Below are 18,131 nucleotides of genomic sequence, written 5' to 3'. Positions count from 1 at the left end.
AAGATTGTCCTCCCTAAATTTAAATTTTAGTGATATATAATCAATTTTGATAAAATTCCGCAGTTAGTTAAGATTATATCATAAAAACGTGAGGAATTCATCTTGAACTTTTATTTTGTGAAACTAAATTTTAATTGAATGTTTTAAGCTTAAATAATAGAGTTTGGATGGATTTTTTGAAATGGAATTTGTATTTTGCCATTTATGGTTTGAAACAATTTTTCCAGTTCTTTTTATCCAATTTATTATAGCTTTATTATTTCCTTTAATAGCATTATTTTGTGAAGATAGTATTGCGTATTTAATTTTTCCAGCATAAACTAGCTTTTTAAATTTATTTAAAGAAATAATTTTATCATTACCACTAAAGCCTCCAAAGGTCATTATAGGCTTATCTGTTTCAAGTATTAAGCTTGAGGCGTAGGTAGTTGCGGAAGGTACAGCTACAAGGTATTTTTCATGAGCAGAATTTTTTTCTAAATAAACGGCTAATTTTGAATTAGGGTTTGCAGCAGCTTTATTTTTAAATGGATGCGGATTATGATAAAGTTCAAGCCCTGCGGAAGGACTTCCAGAGTTCATATTTAAAAATATTGGCGTTGCCGACCAAATAGTTGGAGCAATTAAAATTCCAGCGAAGGCAAAACTAGCAGCTAACTTTGCGTTTTTATTACTTAAGGTATTTAATACGAAAATTGTGGAAAATATTAAACAGATTACAGCAGTCAATAGCATAATAGGTATATATCCACTTGATTTTGTATGATTATAGTATAAAATGGTTATTTCAATTATAGCTGTTAAGATTATTGACAATGGGAAAATTAAAACTTTTTTATCCTTAAAATTAATCATATCAATTGTACCTATTCCAGTTAGAGCAGCAATAGCTGGTGCCATAGTGGTTAGATAGTAAGTGTGGAAAGAACCTTTTGAGAAACTGAAAAATATAAATTCAGTTAAGAACCACATAAAAAACAAAAGTAAACTCATTTTTCGTTCATTATCAATGGAAAAACCAAGTTGCTCTTTTAAGGCCGCAGCTATAAATCCTAAAATTGCCATAGAGATAAGAAAACCTATTTGATCCGAAATATCATTATTTCCAATAAGTCTTGTGAAACCTGTTTGAGATTCATTACCTAAGCCAGACAAATTTGCATTACTGATTTTTGCACTTTTTAATTTTACGTTTGCTTTTCTATGGCTATGAGATGACTTGAATATATTTCCAAGCTTTAGCCTATCAAAACCATTATGACCTAAAATAAGTTCAGTAACTGTATTGTTTGTACTACTTCCAATAAAAGGTCTATTTTTTGCAGGTACAGCATCTACAGCTAAAGCCCAAGATAAAGAAACTACAATAAGTACAGCAGTGGCTATACATAAATTGATGGTTCTTCTTTTTAGACTTAAACGTGAATAAAGAAAATAGCTTAAATACAATGCAGGAAGTATGAGATAAGCTTCGGACATCTTTACATTAAAGCCCACTCCAATAAAGAAAAAACTAAGCAGAAGAAATCGCAAGCTACCACTTCTAACTGCTTTTATAATAAATAAAACTGATAGTAGCAGGCATAAAACAAGATCATTATCTATGGTGTTATTTCTGCTGGCAGCAACGAAAATAGGGGTTACTGATAGGCAAAGTGCAGCGAGTAAACCTTTATTTGTTCCAAAGGTATTCTTTATAATATAGTAAATTAGAAATACTGAAATAACTCCGCATAAGGCTTGAGGTAAAATTATGCTAAAGCCAGAAAAACCAAGAACTTTAGCACTTACTGCTTGAAGCCAAAAGCCTATTGGAGGTTTATCAATTGTTACAAAGCCAGATGGATCAAAGGATACAAAAAAGAAATTTTTAAAATTTAAAAGCATGCTTTTTACACCTGCTGCATAATATGTATTGCCGTAACCCTCAATACCTAAGTTAAAAAAATTTAGTATAAAGGATAGTAATAAAATTAAGTATAGATATATCCGTTCTTTTTTTAGATTAATTTTAGCTTTCATTTAAAGCCCCCTTATAAGGCATCTTAAAGAAAATAACAAGTCCAACTTTCGGCTATTTTTGCGTAATACTTCGTCAATATAACACGCTAAGACAACCAGTATTAACGTGTTACAGTTCCTCGTATTACACAAAACTATCTCTCAATTTGCACTTATTATTTTTTTAAGATGCCAAAAATATTTAAACCAATAAAATTATAATCAATATTTTATACAGAATTTATTATGTAGCAATTATAAAACTGTTAATAATCTGTATATAAATTTCTAATTATGAGTTTTCATAGTAATGTGATATTATTATGAGAGTGAAAGGATGATAACATTATGGGAAAAATATTAGTTTTAGCAGAAAAACCTAGCGTAGGAAGATCACTTGCCAAGGTTTTACATGCAAATATAAATAAAGGAAGTTATTTAGAAGGAAATAAATATATAGTAACCTGGGCGCTTGGACATTTAGTTACTTTAGCTGATCCAGAGGCATATGGAGATAAGTATAAGAGTTGGAGCATGGAGACTTTACCAATGCTTCCAAAACAAATGAAATTGAATGTTATAGGAAAAACCTCAAAGCAGTTTTCAGAGGTTAAGAAGGTCATGAATAGAAATGATGTGGATGAACTTGTAATAGCAACAGATGCTGGAAGAGAAGGAGAACTTGTTGCAAGATGGATAATTGAAAAAGCTGGTTTTAGAAAGCCGATAAAACGTTTATGGATTTCTTCTCAAACGGACAAGGCAATAAAAGATGGATTTCAAAATTTAAAACCAGGCAAAGCTTATGAAAATTTGTATGCAGCAGCACAGTGCAGGGCAGAGGCGGATTGGTTTGTTGGATTAAATGTTACACGTGCCTTAACTTGTAAGTTTAATGCTCAGCTTTCAGCAGGAAGAGTTCAAACTCCTACACTTGCTATGATTGTTGAAAGGGAAGAGGAAATAAAGAATTTTAAGCCTAGAACTTATTACAGTATTTCTGGAAAAGCTAAAGGTTATACGCTTCATTGGCAGGATAACCACGGAAATTATAATACTTTTGATGAAAATTTAGCTAAAAATGTAGAGGCTAAAGTAAAAGGTCAAAAGGGAAGAATTACAGATATATTGCAAAGCGATAAGAAAAAATATTCACCAGCTTTATATGATTTAACAGAGCTTCAAAGGGATGCAAATAGACTATTTGGATTTTCGGCAAAACAAACGCTATCTATAATGCAGAGATTATATGAAAATTATAAGCTTTTAACATATCCAAGAACAGATTCAAGATATATTTCTGAAGATATTGTACCCACACTTCCAGATAGATTGAAAGCAATTTCCGTAGGCAAGTACAGTAAATTTTCTGCTGAAATATTGAGAGGAAGAATAAAAGCAAATAAAAGCTTTGTCGATAATAGCAAGGTATCAGATCACCATGCCATAATTCCAACAGAGGAAAGAGTATCTCTTTCACTACTTGGAAGCGAAGAAATGAAAATATATGATTTAGTAGTAAAAAGATTCTTAAGTGTATTATTGCCACCATTTGAATATACACAAACAACTATAAAGGCAGAAGTCAATGGCGAAACCTTTACGGCATCAGGAAAAGTTGTTAAAGCAAAGGGCTGGAAGGCTGTGTACGACAAGGAAGAGGATTTTGAAGATAGTAATGAAAATGGAATGAAGGATCAAATACTTCCTGAGGTTAATAAGGGTGATGAGGTTGTATTTACAAATATAGATATAAATAAAGGACAAACAAAGCCACCAGCAAGATTCACAGAGGCTACTTTATTGTCAGCAATGGAGAATCCACAAAAATATGTTCGTATGGATAAAGCAAGTTCAAAAACATTAGGGGAAACTGGTGGACTTGGAACAGTTGCAACTAGAGCAGATATAATAGAAAAACTTTATAACACTTTTTACGTTGAGAAAAAGGGAAAAGAAATGGTTCCAACCTCAAAGGGAAAACAGGTTGTAGAACTTGTACCAGAAGATTTAAAATCACCACTTTTAACTGCAAAATGGGAAACTGAGCTTGAAGCTATAAGCAAGGGAAAAGTTAATGGAAAATCATTTATTGAAAAGATGAAGGGATATGCATCAAAATTAGTAGATGATGTTAAGGGAAGTAAGGACAAATTTAAACATGATAATCTTACAGGAAAGAAATGCCCTAACTGTGGTAAATATATGCTTGAGGTTAGTGGAAAGAATGGTAAGATGCTTGTGTGTCAGGATAGGGAATGTGGTTATAGAGAAAATTTAAGCAGATTTACTAATGTAAGATGTCCAGAATGTCACAAGAAGCTTGAGCTTAGAGGGGAAGGCGAAGGTAAAATATATGTCTGCACAACCTGCAGCTTTAGAGAAAAATATTCTTCTTTCCAAAAGAGATTTAAGGAAAATGGCAACAGTAAATTAAATAAAAAAGAAGTTGCAAATTACATGAAAAAAATGAAGAAGGAAGCCGAAGCTCCAATGAATAATCCTTTTGGAGATTTGGCAGCATTGTTTAATAAAGATAAATAATATAAATAGGGCTTTCTCACTAAAAATTAGTGAGAAAGCTTTTTTGTGCTTGTTTAGTGTTAAATATTAGAATACATCAAATCTTCATTAGAATGCATCATTGTTTATTAGAAATTAGTATTCTATAATTTGCTTATATTACAAATTATATTATAGGAGATAAGATATGGAAAGAGGCGCATTTTATACAGGTAAGTATAGAAACATGTTTGCAGAAATAGGCATTTCGGAAGAGCAAATAAATAAAAAAATTGACAATGCTTTTAATCAAATGTTTTTTGATTCTAAAGAGAAAATATATTTTGAAATGGGTAAAGATATGGGATATATTGTTGATACCGGAAATAATGATGTTCGTACAGAAGGCATGAGTTATGGAATGATGATGGCAGTGCAAATGAATCGTAAGGATATCTTTGATAGATTATGGCTATTTTCTAAAACTTATATGCATCAAAGTGAAGGTAAGTTTCAAGGATATTTTGCCTGGTCGGTAAGTATTAGCGGGGTTAAAAATTCAGAAGGACCAGCACCAGATGGAGAAGAATATTTTGCTATGGCACTGTTTTTTGCAAGTAAAAGATGGGGAGATGGCAAGGTACCGTTTAATTATAGTGTTCAAGCGAGAGATATATTGCACCATTGTATACATCAAGCTGAACTAACTCAAGAAGGACAACCTATGTGGGATAAAGCTAACTACTATATTAAGTTTGTACCTGAAGCACCGTTTTCAGATCCGTCCTATCATCTTCCACACTTTTATGAGCTTTTTGCACTTATGGCAGATGATAAGGATAGAAATTTTTGGAGAAGAGCTGCAGAAGAAAGTCGTAAATATATTAACATTTGCTGTGACAGAAACACTGGAATGGCACCAGAATATGCTGAATTTGATGGTACTCCCAAAATATTATTTCACGACTATGAATTTTATTCAGACGCATATCGTGTGGCTATGAATATAGGACTATATGCAGCATGGTTTAATAGAGAGGAAGCATTAGGAAATATAATAGATAAGCTTCAAAGGTTCTTTAACAAAAATACTACTTTAGGAAAGTATAATGCCTATACCATAAAAGGAGAGCCATTTGATGAGCTTGCAATGCATCCTAATGCCATTATAGCAACTACAGCTGCTGGTTCTTTGGCTACCAAAAGTGAAGATAGTCTTCAATGGGTTAAAGATTTTTTTGAACTTCCTTTAAGAAAGGGAACTCGCAGATATTATGATAATTGTCTACATTTCTTCTGTTTACTTATGTTAGCAGGAAGATATAAAATTTATTGAAAATATATTATTGTGAAAGTTTATTTGGAATGTATTGCGTTATGAGGTAAATAAGAATTGTGTATGGAGGAAAGATATGAGCGATGATGAAAAATTAGGACCTAAAGCACCAAAAGATCCACAGAAAAAACGAAGTGGTTTTTATATTTTAATAGATACGATTTTAGAAGCTACTCAACGATTGGGAGCAAAACCAGCACAAGAAATTTATCTTGATGAAGGAAGATTAGCACATAATGCTAAATTTGTTGGTAGTGTTGAGAAAGAAAATATTTTAGAACTTCTAAAGGATTGTGAAGGGGTTCATAAATTAGTTCACAGCATAGGAGTGTCTGTAACAGCAGCTGATGATGTTGGAAATATAGATTTTGTACTTAAAAACTATGGAAAAAAGGACAGACTTAATGGTGGAACGTCTATTAAAATACCATGCACTAAGGATGGGACAGAAGTAATTCTTAAACTAGAGGATTATGAGTGGTCTAAGGATGATGAAGTTGTTGGTAATATGGCTTTTGAATTTGAAAAATCAGGATTAACAGCAAAGGTAACAGTAAAGTTCTATCTTAATGATGGGTATGAAGTTCAAGAAATTGAAATTGATCCTCCAGTAGAATTTGACAGTGATAATTATAGAAATATGATTTCAAAATCTCTTTTAAAGCTTGGGAATAACAGAAGACTTAAAGCGGCGATAGATAAGGCAAGGAATGGTGAAGATGTAACCGTTGCCTATATTGGAGGATCTATAACTGAGGGTGCTGGGGCAAAGCCAGCCCATACAGAGTGTTATGCTTATAGGTCATATGTTAAATTCAAAGAGAAATTTCAAAAAGAAGGCAGTGACAATGTTCATTATATAAAAGCTGGAGTAGGAGGGACACCTTCTGAACTTGGAATGATACGATATGACAGGGATATTTTAAGGGACGGAAGGGTAAAACCGGATATTGTGATCGTTGAATTTGCTGTAAATGATGCTGGTGATGAAACAAATGGAGTATGTTACGAGAGCTTGGTTTTAAATATACTTTCAGCAGAAAATAAGCCAGCAGTAATTTTATTATTTGCTGTGTTTGAAAACGATTGGAATCTTCAAGAGAGACTTTCGCCTGTTGGAGAATATTATAATCTGCCTATGGTAAGTTTGTCCGATGCTCTAGTTGAACAATTTAAGCTTACGAAGGAGGAAGGAAATGTCATAACGAAAAGACAATATTTTTATGATGTTTTTCATCCAACAAATTATGGACATGAGATAATGGCAGATTGCCTTAATTATTTATTTAACCAAACATCACAAAATCCTTATGATAGAGAAGAAAGTATTCTAAATAAAGAACCAGTTATAGGTAATTATTTTACAGGTATACGCCTAATTGATAAGAAGGATAATGCAGCTGGTGCAGAAATAGAACAGGGAAGTTTTTGTGAGGAAGATGCAGAACTGCATTATGTTGAAATAGATGATGAAGCTGTTGGAACACCAGAATTCCCATATAATTGGATGCATACACCGAAAACTGGAAATGAAAGCTTTGTCTTGAAAATTAACAGTCGTAGTTTGCTGCTAATATTTAAGGATTCTGGAAGAATGGATTTTGGTAAGGCAGAGGTTTATGTAGATGGAAAACATGTGCTTACTGCTGATCCACGAGTAGTTGGATGGACACACTGTAATGCCGTTATTTTATATCATGAAGAAAGTAGCAGAGAACACCAAGTAGAAATAAAAATGTTAGAAGACAGTAAAGATAAATATTTTACTATTCTTGGATTTGGATATAACTAGAAGTATAACTTAACGAGGAGTGATAAGAGTGAAAAATAAGTTGAATTTTGAGGCGACTTTAACTAAAGGTTCCTAAAAACCTGTTTTTTACAGTATTAAGAAATTAGTATTAGTTATCGTTGCATTTAACTAATAAGGAAGTGTCATATCCTTTAGATTCAAGGTAAGCAAAAACATTTGTATCATTTAGAGTTACTTTTTGCTGATTAAAATGCGGATCCATCAATTCCGTATAATCAGTTGGAGTAAAAGATTGTTTTTCAGAAATCATGTGGTAGATGCATACCATCATCATTCTGGCAATTGCGATAATAGCTTTTTTGTGTCCACGACGTTTTTTAATGCGTCCATATTTTATTGCAAAGTAAGGTTGCTTTTTACTTTTAATTGCAGCAAGAGCACACTGTACCATCATAGGTTTTAAGTAGACACCTGCTTTTGCAATGCGTACAGATTTTTTCTTGCCAGCAGATTCATTGTTAGCTGGGGAAAGCCCACACCAGGAACAAAGGTGTTTAGCATCATCAAAGATAGCCATATTAACACCAGTTTCTGCAAGGATTATTGTGGCACTAAGTTCAGTAATACCAGGCAGAGAAGAAATGAATTTTACAAATTCATAGTAAGGTTTAATGCGTACGTAAAGCTCTATCTCAGTTTGAGAAATCATATTATTAAGATATTCAAGATGAGATCTGGCAAGTTTTAATTTTTTAGCTTGATCAGTTTCTATATTGTACCCTTTGATAGCATTAATAATTTCGTCAGATTTTGCATTAGCACCTTTTTTAATAAGTTTGCGAATTGCTTTATCTTCAATAGTATCAGAAGTGTTTACAAGCAAATAGGTCATAATTTCTGTTGCTGTTCTACCAAAAGGATCAGACAAGATACTTGCAATTCCAATATTTGAGACAGTCATACAGTTTTGAATTCGGTTCTTTTCAGAAGATTTCATACAAACAAGTTTAAAGCGATAGCGAGCCAGCTCACGCAATTGACGAAAATCTTTTGGTGGAATAAAAGAACATCTGACTAAATCAAATTTATAAAGGTCAGCAATCCACTTGGAATCTTTTTTGTCTGTTTTTTTACCCTTGATTGCTTTGACATATTTGGGATGTGTTAAACACACATCAATGTCAGCTTCAAGATAATTAAAAATAGGAATCCAATACTTACCAGTGGATTCCATACAGACATGTTTGCAGTTATTTTGAATTAGCCAGTTGTGAAACTTCTGAATATCAGAGTTGATGGTAGTAAAGGATTTTTGTTTGTACTCAGATATTCTATTTTTATCAGTAGAGACAATAGTTGCAACGATAACATTTTTGTGGACATCAAGTCCACAGCATATGGGGTAAATAAGCCTCATAATAACATCACCACCTAAATAAAAAGGAAATAGCAACATTGACTGTCATCCTACGACTAAATAAACATGGTTTATTACCAATGATAAGAGTCCGGGCTCAATGTCCCACTTGTTTGTGCTTGAAAGGATGACGGCACATATAATTATACGGGGTCGAAATAAATTCGCCACTTCTCCTCCCGTGCTCTGTAGTATATTGCTATTCCATAAAAAATATTATACCAAATGGAGGATAGGTGCAACAGTTTTTCATAACTTGTTTGTGCCTTGAGCGAAGCGAAAGGAATGAGATAAATTATGAAAAATATTGATATAACGGCTGTACCTGAACAATATAAAAGGGCAACTAAAAAGGAGCAGCAGGGTACTTTAACTGAGGCTTCTTATAGTATGAGAAACTATATTAATGCTTATAGACAGTTTGTGACAAACCAGAATATTGACTCTAAAGAGGTTGGAAGAGAAACTGTAACTGGAGATGCTATAACAAAGATATGTAACGTATATTTGCCAGCAGGTTACAATGAAGCTGATAAGAATACCAAATATAATGTAATGTATTTACTCCATGGAGTAGGTGGAAATCGTTATGAATGGTTATATGGTTATGGTAAGGTTGATGATAATTTTGTTATATGCAATATACTTGACAATCTTATTGCAAATGGCGATATAGATCCATTAATAGTTATATTTCCCGAGGGTAGAAGTGCACATGATTGGGATGATTCTTCATTTAATGCAGTAGGTACTAATCTTCTTGGGTTCTATTATTTTGATTATGAACTAAGATATGATTTGATTCCATTTATTGAAGCACACTACAACACATATGCAGATATAAAAGGTACTTCATCTGAAGAAATTGCATATAGCAGAATGCATAGGGCTTTTGCAGGTCTATCTATGGGAGGAATGCAAGCTTTAAATCTAGGCATTGGCGGTTACAGGTGTGATTCTGTAGAACATACTGGAGAAAAGGATGGTTTTAAAAACGGTCTTAATGTTACTGTCTCAGCATTAGGAATGGAAGATTTATTTACCTATGTAGGCGCTTTTTCAAATGCACCTACATCTAGCGATGGTAAAGTATTAGGTAGTAGTTTAGCAACACGTGGTTACAGAATTAATTTACTTTATCTTACTTGCGGGGATAAAGATGGCGTAGCAGGTGAAATGGGTTATGCAAAAGCAATTGATGGTCTAAAGGAAGCAGCAGGCAATAATTTAGAAAACTATTGTGAAGTAATTATAAAAGACGGTGTTCATGATTCACATGTGTGGAACAACGGTGCATATAATTTTATTCGTTTGGCGTTTAAAAACAGTGAAGGACGTGTAAAGCAGTATGTTGTTAAAAGTATAATTAATTCCTAAGTTTAAAATGTTAAAATTAGACCTTAAGGCTCGTAAAGGGAAGGAAGTTTTATCATGTTAAGAACAGTGAAAATTAAAAATGGTTTAATTCAGGGGCTGCCAGCAGCAGATCCACGTATAACAAGCTTCAAGGGTATTCCATTTGCTGCACCACCTGTAGGAGAAAATCGTTGGCGTGCACCGCAGCCTGCAAAGGACTGGAAAGGGGTTTTAAAAGCCTTTGAATTTGCACCAACATCTATGCAAGCGCCTACAGTTATAGATGTAAATAATATATATACAAGGGAATGGTCAGTTGATCCAGAGCTACCTATGGATGAGGATTGTTTATATTTAAACGTATGGACACCAGCTTGTAGTCCTAATGAGAAGCTGCCTGTATATGTATGGTATTTTGGTGGTGGGCTTCAATGTGGAAGTACAGCTGAGATGGAGTTTGATGGAGAGCGTATTGCACGAAGAGGCATAGTTGTCGTAACAGTAAATTATCGTCTAAATGTTTTTGGTTTTTTGTGCCATCCTGAAATAACCGCTGAAGCACCAAAGGCTCCTGCAAATTTTGGAAACCTTGATCAACAGGCAGGGACGCAATGGGTTAAGTGTAATATTGCCGCTTTTGGTGGTGATCCTGATAACATTACTATAGGAGGGCAGTCTGCTGGAGGCGGAAGTGTATTGAGCCAACTTACATCACCTCAAAATGAAGATTTTTGTCAGAAAGCAATTATAGAGAGTGGCGTGATTACTGAGCTTTATCCTGGCAATCCAGTACCTAGAGGTAAGTATAATTTAGCTGATGCAGAGCAGGATGGGGTAGAATTTTTTAAATTTCTTGGAGTTTCTTCACTTGCTGAAGCTCGCAGACTTGATGCTAAATATATACGAGATAAAGCAGTAAAATATAATAAGTTTTGGGGAACAGTTATTGATAATTCATTTTGTGTTGGTGATGCCTTTGAACTTTTCATTGAAAACAAGCGTTTAATGGTACCTGTACTTTTGGGGCACACTTCTTCTGAATTTTTTAATAAACCACAAGTTAAGAATCTTGATGAGTTTAAGGATATGGCATCTAAAATGTTTTGGGAGGATGCCAATGAGTTTCTTGCACTTTGTAAAGCTCAAACTAGCAGCCTTGAGGAAATACGAAAAAATGCTACAGTTAACTTTGTAGAATATGCGGCACGTATTGTTGGAGAGGCAAATGCTGATAATAAGCAGCCGCTATATTATTATAATTTTGATGCAGAAATACCAGGCTGGGATAATCCAGGTACTTTTCACTCAGTAGACCTTTGGTTCTTTTTTGAAACTCTTTCTAAGTGCTGGAGACCGTTCGTGGGAAAGCATTATGATCTTGCTCGTCAGATGTGTAACTATTGGGCTAACTTTATACGTTCTGGAAATCCTAATGGAAAAGATTCCACGGGTGAAGATATGCCTAAGTGGGAAATCTATACTAAAGAAGCACCCTATGGAATGTTATTTAGAGATAAAGCTGAGTTTTTAAGAGAGCAGCCTAGTGAGCTTATGAAGTTTTTAGTTAAGCAATATTTCAAGAAAAAATAAAATGATTATTTTAGAAAATAAAGTTTTTTAATGATAGGTGAAATAAGTTATCTGTGAGGATTTTAAGATGAAAAATAAAACCTTCTGTATTCAAAAGTTGAATATAGGAGGTTTTATTTATGGATATATAGGAGCATTGATTAATTGAATATACTTGGCATTTTTGCTTTTTACATTTGAAGTTGCTTATCTATATTAAAATAAACTATAATAAACTTAAAAGAATTTAATGGGGGTATTACAAATGAATGAGTCAATACACGATTATATGAAAGTTGGATTAATACACTTTATGGCATATCCAGAATGCGGAAGTGGTGAAGGTCCAATAGAAGAAACTCTAAAAAAAATAGCTAAGGATGATTATTTCGATGCTGTTGAAATTACTTGGATAAAAGATAAAAATGTAAGGGAAAATGCAAAGAAAATATTAGAGGAATCAAAGCTTGCAGTAGCGTATGGTGCACAGCCAAGATTACTTACAACAGGACTTAATATAAATGATTTGGATGAAGAAAAAAGGCTGGAAGCAGTAAAAACCCTTAAAGAGGGAATTGACGAAGCCTATGAAATGAATGCAAAAGGCTTTGCTTTTTTAAGTGGAAAATATCCTTTGGAAAGAAGAGGAGATGCTTTTGAAGCATTAATTGCATCTACAGAAGAATTATGCGCGTATGCAAAATCAAAAGGCGATTTAAAAGTTCTTCTAGAAGTATTTGATTATGATATAGATAAAAAGTCTCTTATTGGCCCTGCAAAGCTTGCAAAAATGTTTGCAGAAGCAATAAAAGAGAAATATGATAACTTTGGGCTTATAGTTGATTTAAGTCATATACCGCTGCTTCACGAAACAATAGAGGAATCCATATTGCCAGTACAAGAATACATACTTCATGCGCATATGGGAAATTGTGTAGTTAAGGACCCGTCAATGGAGGGGTATGGTGATCAGCACCCTGGTTTTGGATTTCCTAATAGTGAATGTGATGTTGAAGAACTTACAGAATATTTAAGAATACTAAAGTTCATAGGTTTTTTAAATAAAGAAAATCCACCAATAGTGAGCTTTGAAGTTAAACCTTATAAAGATGAGGATACAAAGACGGTAATAGAAAATGCAAAGAGAGTATTAAATGAAGCATGGGCAAGAGTTTAAGGAGGTATTTTAGGTGAAAATTGTAGTGTTAGATGGATATGCATTAAATCCAGGGGATTTATCTTGGAAGGAAATAGAGGAACTTGGAGATTTTAAAGTATATGACAGAACAGAAAATACTGAAAAGGTAATTGAAAGATCAAAAGGGGCAGAAGTACTTTTTACTAATAAAACTATTTTGACAAAAGAAATTATAAATAAACTTCCACATTTAAAATATATAGGAGTTCTTGCTACAGGATATAATGTAGTTGATTTGGAGGCGGCAAAGGAAAGAGGCATTGTAGTTACAAATATTCCGGCGTATGGAACAGAGTCTGTTGTTCAAATGTCAATTGCACTTTTACTTGAAATATGTGATAATGTTGGGCTTCACAATGAATCTGTTAAAAAAGGTGAGTGGGAAAATAGTGAAGATTTTTGTTATTGGAAAAAGCCTATTATTGAGCTTGCAGGGAAAACAATTGGCATAATTGGATATGGAAGTATAGGAAAAGCTATGGGTAAAGCTGCAGAAGCTTTAGGTATGAAACTTCTTATTAATACACCACATCCAGATAAAGCACTTGAAAATGAAAATTTGAGGTTTGCAGATTTAGATGATGTATTTAGAAATTCAGATGTTATATCTCTTCATTGCCCACTTTTTGAAAATAATAAAGGGGTAATAAACAAAGCTAGCATTTCAGAAATGAAGGATGGAGTTATTATTATAAATACTGCAAGAGGTGGATTAATTGTGGAAAAAGATCTTGCCGATGCACTTGAAAGTGGAAAAGTATATGCAGCAGCTGTTGATGTTGTGTCTGGAGAGCCTATACATAAGGATAATCCATTGAAATTTGCAAAAAATTGTATTATAACACCTCATATTTCATGGGCTGCAAAAGAAGCAAGGGAAAGACTTATGAGTATTGCAGCAGATAATTTAAAGAAATACCTTGATGGAAATGCGGTTAATGTTGTAAATAGGGGATAAATTTAAGACTTAATATTTAAATATTGCTACCTAAATCAATTCACAATTCACGATGCACAATTCACAATGAAGGATGATTTTCTTCCGCTTTGCTACAGAAAATCTTAAATTTAATTTTTTTATTGCTTTCGCAATAGCACCATTTATGGTGCTAAGCGAAGCTTATAATATTTAAATTTAAGATTTGGCTGACGAAAGGAAGGCAAATCATCCTTCATTGTGCATTGTGGACTGTGCATTGTGAATTGATTAAGTTGGTTCGCAATAATTTTATATTATGTCTTTATTTTTTTATTACTTATATGACAAAAAAAGCCACATCTTGAAGTATATATAAGTGAAACCAGGAGGTGATTAAGCATGGAGATTAAGGATGAAGAAATTGTTGATGGAATATTAAAAAAAGATAAATATGCTTTAACAAAATTAATAGATAAGTATGGTTCTTTAATTTATAACGTTGTTCAGTCTGTTCTTAGGGAAAGTTATGAACATGAAAGCATTTATGAATGTGTTGATGATGTATTAATGTGTTTATGGCAAAATATAGACTGTTTTTCAAAGGAAAAGGGAAATTTTAAGTGGTGGCTTATTGCTGTTACTAAAAATAAAGCATTAACTTATAAAAGGAAAATTAAAAAGACAGGCAATGACATTGATGTAGAAAGTGCAACTGTTAAAGCCTTAGATGATGTTGAAGCTCAATATCTAAATAGTGAAAATAGAAGAGAAATTTTCAGTTTATTAAATAATTTAGATGAAAAGGATAAGGAAATATTTATAAGAAGGTATTTTAGAGGAGATGATGTAAAGGATATTTCTAGAGAGTTTAATATTAGTACAATATCTGTTTACAATAGGCTTAGTAGAGGACGAAGAAAATTAAAAAAGATTATAAAAGAAAAAAATATAAATTTTAAATTTGAATAGGGGCGATAATTATGGAATATAGAGATATTCTTATGTCATACAATGATATTTCATTTACTGATGAAGAGATAGAAAAGTATGAAGCTACAAAAGTTAAGGAAGAAATTCTTAAAAAAATGAAGGATAGAATAACTTGTGTTTATTATAGAATGAATTTTGATGAAGGTTTATCAAAATTAGAAAATGAATTTGATGAAGGAGAAAAATCTGAGTATATATTTACAGCTGAATCCTATGGTGTTAATGGTGCAAAGATATTAACTGGGTGCGTTGGAACAACAACTATAACAGCAGGTGTTTGGAATGATTGGGGAACAAGAGGAGTTATACTTTTAACCAATAAAAGAATTTTTATAATTCATGCAAATGATGCATTTCAATTTTTAAATGTTAAAGCTTATAAATTTGATGAGCTTGAATCCATAGAAACAAAACAAATACCTTTTGAAAATAAGGTTGTTGTGCTATCTATAAAACCCATTAATGAAAAAGAAGTTAGATTTAATTTGTATAGTGATAATTACATGTATCTAATAAAATATGTAATGAATAATGCAGCTAATGTTAAAATTTACATTGAAAGAAGTAAATTTAAGGATAAGGCTATAGCAGCTGCTTTATGGGGAATATTGATTACAATAGTTTTAATGGGATTTTATATTTCAATAAGCATTCTTGTACAGCATCCAGAATTTATATTTAGGAAATAGAATTTAAATAAGACATCTTAAAGAAAATAAGGTTTTAAAGCGGGAAAATTGCCTTGATTTTGCCACAATTTTAAGTGAATTTTACGGAGATTACATTAGCTCGTTCATGATATATTTATAATACAAAAAATAACTTATAGATGATAGACAACCTGAAATATTAAAATTGCTTATACAAAATTCATCCTGATAAATTACAATTTTTAGAGCAGAGTACAAAGTACAAAGTACAGAGTACAATGAAGGATGATTTACCTTTCGTTTTACTCAGGTAAATCTTAAACTTAAATGGTGTCAGCTTCGCTGAGCGCCATCAATGGCGCGATTGCGCAGCAATAAAGAAAATAAGTTTTCAGATTTTTTCGCAGCGATAGCGGAGAAAAATCCTCCTTCATTGTACTTTGTACTCTGTACTTTGTACTTTGGCTTCTCCTCGACAAATTGTAATTTGTCAGGATAAACTTGGAATTTAAAATTTCAATGTTCCAAGTTGTACATCTATACACATGGGGAGTGAAGCTAATGAAATTTTTTAGAAATTTAAAACTTACAAAGAAAATTGGATTGCTATCGTTTTCTTTTCTATTGTTTTTGGTCATAATTGGTGTTACTTCGATAATGCAAGTTTATAATGTTAATTCTGAAATTAAAGAATTAAATAATTCGAGAATGGTTCCAATTATAAGTTTAGAAAATGTAAAATCAGATATTGAATATATTAGAACCGAGGGAAGTGCTATAATGGATGCACAAGATAGTGCATCCATAAAGACTATAGAAAGTTATATAGCCGCTCGTGTAAAAACACTAAATAAAGAAATAGCTCAATATAAAAATAATCCTGAGTATAAAAATAATTCAGAGTTTAAAACTCTTTTGAGTGATTATAATAAATTTATAGCAGCAAAGGATACATATCTAAAATCGGCAGAGTCAAGAGTAAAAGAACAAAGCAGTTTTACAGGTAGTAGCACAGGTACGAGTAATAATGGTGGTAATGAAAAACCTCGTGAATCACTAAAAAAAGGAAATAGTGATGTAACTAATTTTGATAATACTAAGACAAAGTTGATTTCAGATTTTGATAAACTTGTAAATGTTCATGTGAAAGCTGCAGCGAATACTTATAATGAGAGCCAAAGTCTCTTTAAGAGAACCATTGTGGAAATAATATTAATTTTAGTGCTTAGCATATTTATAAGTTTAATTTTGTCTATAATTATAGCAAGAGAAATTGTTGCACCAGTTAAAAAGGTTACTTCAAAGCTAAAAGAAATTTCAGAAAATGATGGTGACTTAACTCAAAGAATAGGTTATGACAGTAAAGATGAAGTTGGTGAATTGAGTAAGAACTTTGACTTATTTATGGATAAGCTTCATGCAATAATTAAAGAAGTATCTATATCAGCTAAGACAATAACGGATTTAAGCGGGAATTTGAACAAAGCTACTTTGGAGACAGCGAAGTCACTAGATGGTGTCTCAGCAACGATATCACAAATAGCATCTAGTACTTCAGATTCAGCAGCTGCTGTAGAGGAAACCACAGCGGCACTTACAGAAGCAGCAGAATTTTCAGAAGCAACGTTAGAGGCAACTAGGAATACTGCGTTAAATAGTAAAAAAGCAGAAGAAGCAGCAGAGGAAGGTGCTGCAAAAATATCTCAAGTTGTAACTTCAATAAACGAAATAGCTTCTTCTTCAAGGGAAGTATCAAGTATGGTAGATGACCTTGATAAATCCTCTAAGAAAATAGGCGAAATTATACAACTAATAACAGGTATATCGGAGCAAACAAATATGCTAGCGCTAAACGCTGCAATAGAAGCAGCACGTGCTGGTGAAGCAGGTAAGGGCTTTAGCGTTGTAGCAGAAGAAATCAGAAAACTAGCTGATGGAAGTAATGATGCTGCGGCGCAGATAGCAGAACTTGTTAAAGAAAATCAAGTAAAATCATCAACTGCAGTTAATTTAGTAGGAGAAGTTGAAAGAAAAGTGACTAATGGAGTTTCTAGAGCATCTGAAGTAGGAACTGCTATAGAGAGTATAATAGAAAATGTACAAAGCATAGTAGATCAGATAGAGCAAATAAATGAGGCTAATGATAAACAGGCAAGGAGCTCTAAAGAAATAGAAAAGGTTGTTACAGGTATAGCTGATGAATCAAGTGAAATAGCTAGTGGTACAGAAAATATAAATTCAAGCGTGCAGGAACAACTTGCAACTATGGACGAAGTAGAAAAAGCTACAGATGAATTGCTGAAAATGTCAAAAAAATTAAATCAAATTACAGAGGGCTTTAAATTAGTGTGAAGTAAGTGTATTGCAGGATATTAAATAAAAAGGCTATGTTTTAAATAAGTGTTGATTTTCACACTTATTTAAAACATAGCCTTTAATT

The 18,131-nt window shown here is 32.7% G+C and carries 12 protein-coding genes; 10 read left to right on the top strand and 2 right to left on the bottom strand.

Features of this window, described 5'->3' with window-relative positions; genetic code table 11:
• Positions 1–123: 123 nt before the first annotated feature.
• Positions 124–2,022 carry an ArnT family glycosyltransferase gene (locus CUEA01_RS13195; RefSeq protein ID WP_234122076.1) on the bottom strand — a complete coding sequence of 633 codons (1,899 nt, stop codon included), beginning with the start codon at positions 2,020–2,022 and terminating at the stop codon, positions 124–126.
• 327 nt (positions 2,023–2,349) lie between these two features.
• Here CUEA01_RS13195 and CUEA01_RS13190 point away from each other — a divergent pair, with 327 nt between their 5' ends.
• From CUEA01_RS13190 to CUEA01_RS13180, 3 genes are all read left to right on the top strand, one after another.
• Positions 2,350–4,545: a DNA topoisomerase III gene (locus CUEA01_RS13190; protein WP_234122075.1), complete on the top strand. Its 2,196-nt coding sequence runs from the start codon at positions 2,350–2,352 to the stop codon at positions 4,543–4,545.
• Positions 4,546–4,711: 166 nt separating this feature from the next.
• The gene (locus tag CUEA01_RS13185; protein ID WP_234122074.1) at positions 4,712–5,839 is read left to right on the top strand and encodes a glycosyl hydrolase family 8; all 1,128 of its coding nucleotides are present in this window, start codon (positions 4,712–4,714) and stop codon (positions 5,837–5,839) included.
• 76 nt (positions 5,840–5,915) lie between these two features.
• A complete protein-coding gene (locus tag CUEA01_RS13180; RefSeq protein ID WP_234122073.1) occupies positions 5,916–7,631 on the top strand; it encodes an SGNH/GDSL hydrolase family protein in 1,716 nt (571 codons plus the stop codon).
• A 109-nt stretch (positions 7,632–7,740) separates the two neighbouring features.
• Here CUEA01_RS13180 and CUEA01_RS13175 read toward each other — a convergent pair whose 3' ends face one another.
• Positions 7,741–9,048 (bottom strand): IS110 family RNA-guided transposase, encoded by a 1,308-nt coding sequence (locus tag CUEA01_RS13175; RefSeq protein WP_234121630.1) that lies wholly within the window; start codon positions 9,046–9,048, stop codon positions 7,741–7,743.
• Between the two features lie 258 nt (positions 9,049–9,306).
• On the opposite strand from CUEA01_RS13175, the gene CUEA01_RS13170 reads away from it, so the two are divergent.
• The 7 genes from CUEA01_RS13170 to CUEA01_RS13140 all read left to right on the top strand — a co-directional run bounded on the left by CUEA01_RS13170 (position 9,307) and on the right by CUEA01_RS13140 (position 18,043).
• On the top strand, positions 9,307–10,386 hold the full coding sequence (locus CUEA01_RS13170; RefSeq protein ID WP_234122072.1) for an alpha/beta hydrolase: 1,080 nt from the start codon (positions 9,307–9,309) through the stop codon (positions 10,384–10,386).
• A 54-nt stretch (positions 10,387–10,440) separates the two neighbouring features.
• The gene (locus CUEA01_RS13165; protein WP_234122071.1) at positions 10,441–11,955 is read left to right on the top strand and encodes a carboxylesterase/lipase family protein; all 1,515 of its coding nucleotides are present in this window, start codon (positions 10,441–10,443) and stop codon (positions 11,953–11,955) included.
• A gap of 244 nt (positions 11,956–12,199) precedes the next feature.
• Complete coding sequence (locus CUEA01_RS13160; RefSeq protein ID WP_234122070.1) at positions 12,200–13,111, top strand: sugar phosphate isomerase/epimerase family protein; 912 nt, start codon at positions 12,200–12,202, stop codon at positions 13,109–13,111.
• A gap of 13 nt (positions 13,112–13,124) precedes the next feature.
• Positions 13,125–14,090 carry a D-2-hydroxyacid dehydrogenase gene (locus CUEA01_RS13155; RefSeq protein ID WP_234122069.1) on the top strand — a complete coding sequence of 322 codons (966 nt, stop codon included), beginning with the start codon at positions 13,125–13,127 and terminating at the stop codon, positions 14,088–14,090.
• Between the two features lie 360 nt (positions 14,091–14,450).
• Positions 14,451–15,020, top strand: a complete 570-nt coding sequence (locus CUEA01_RS13150) for a sigma-70 family RNA polymerase sigma factor (protein ID WP_234122068.1) — start codon at positions 14,451–14,453, stop codon at positions 15,018–15,020.
• 11 nt (positions 15,021–15,031) lie between these two features.
• Positions 15,032–15,730, top strand: a complete 699-nt coding sequence (locus CUEA01_RS13145; RefSeq protein ID WP_234122067.1) for a PH domain-containing protein — start codon at positions 15,032–15,034, stop codon at positions 15,728–15,730.
• Positions 15,731–16,252: 522 nt separating this feature from the next.
• A complete protein-coding gene (locus tag CUEA01_RS13140; protein ID WP_234122066.1) occupies positions 16,253–18,043 on the top strand; it encodes a methyl-accepting chemotaxis protein in 1,791 nt (596 codons plus the stop codon).
• Positions 18,044–18,131: the final 88 nt, after the last annotated feature.

Source organism: Clostridium hydrogenum (genome assembly GCF_021432385.1).
In the GTDB taxonomy this organism is placed as follows: Bacteria; Bacillota; Clostridia; order Clostridiales; family Clostridiaceae; genus Clostridium_S; species Clostridium_S hydrogenum.
The sequence above is the reverse complement of the archived record's forward strand: the minus strand, read 5'-3'. Positions and strand labels throughout refer to the sequence as shown.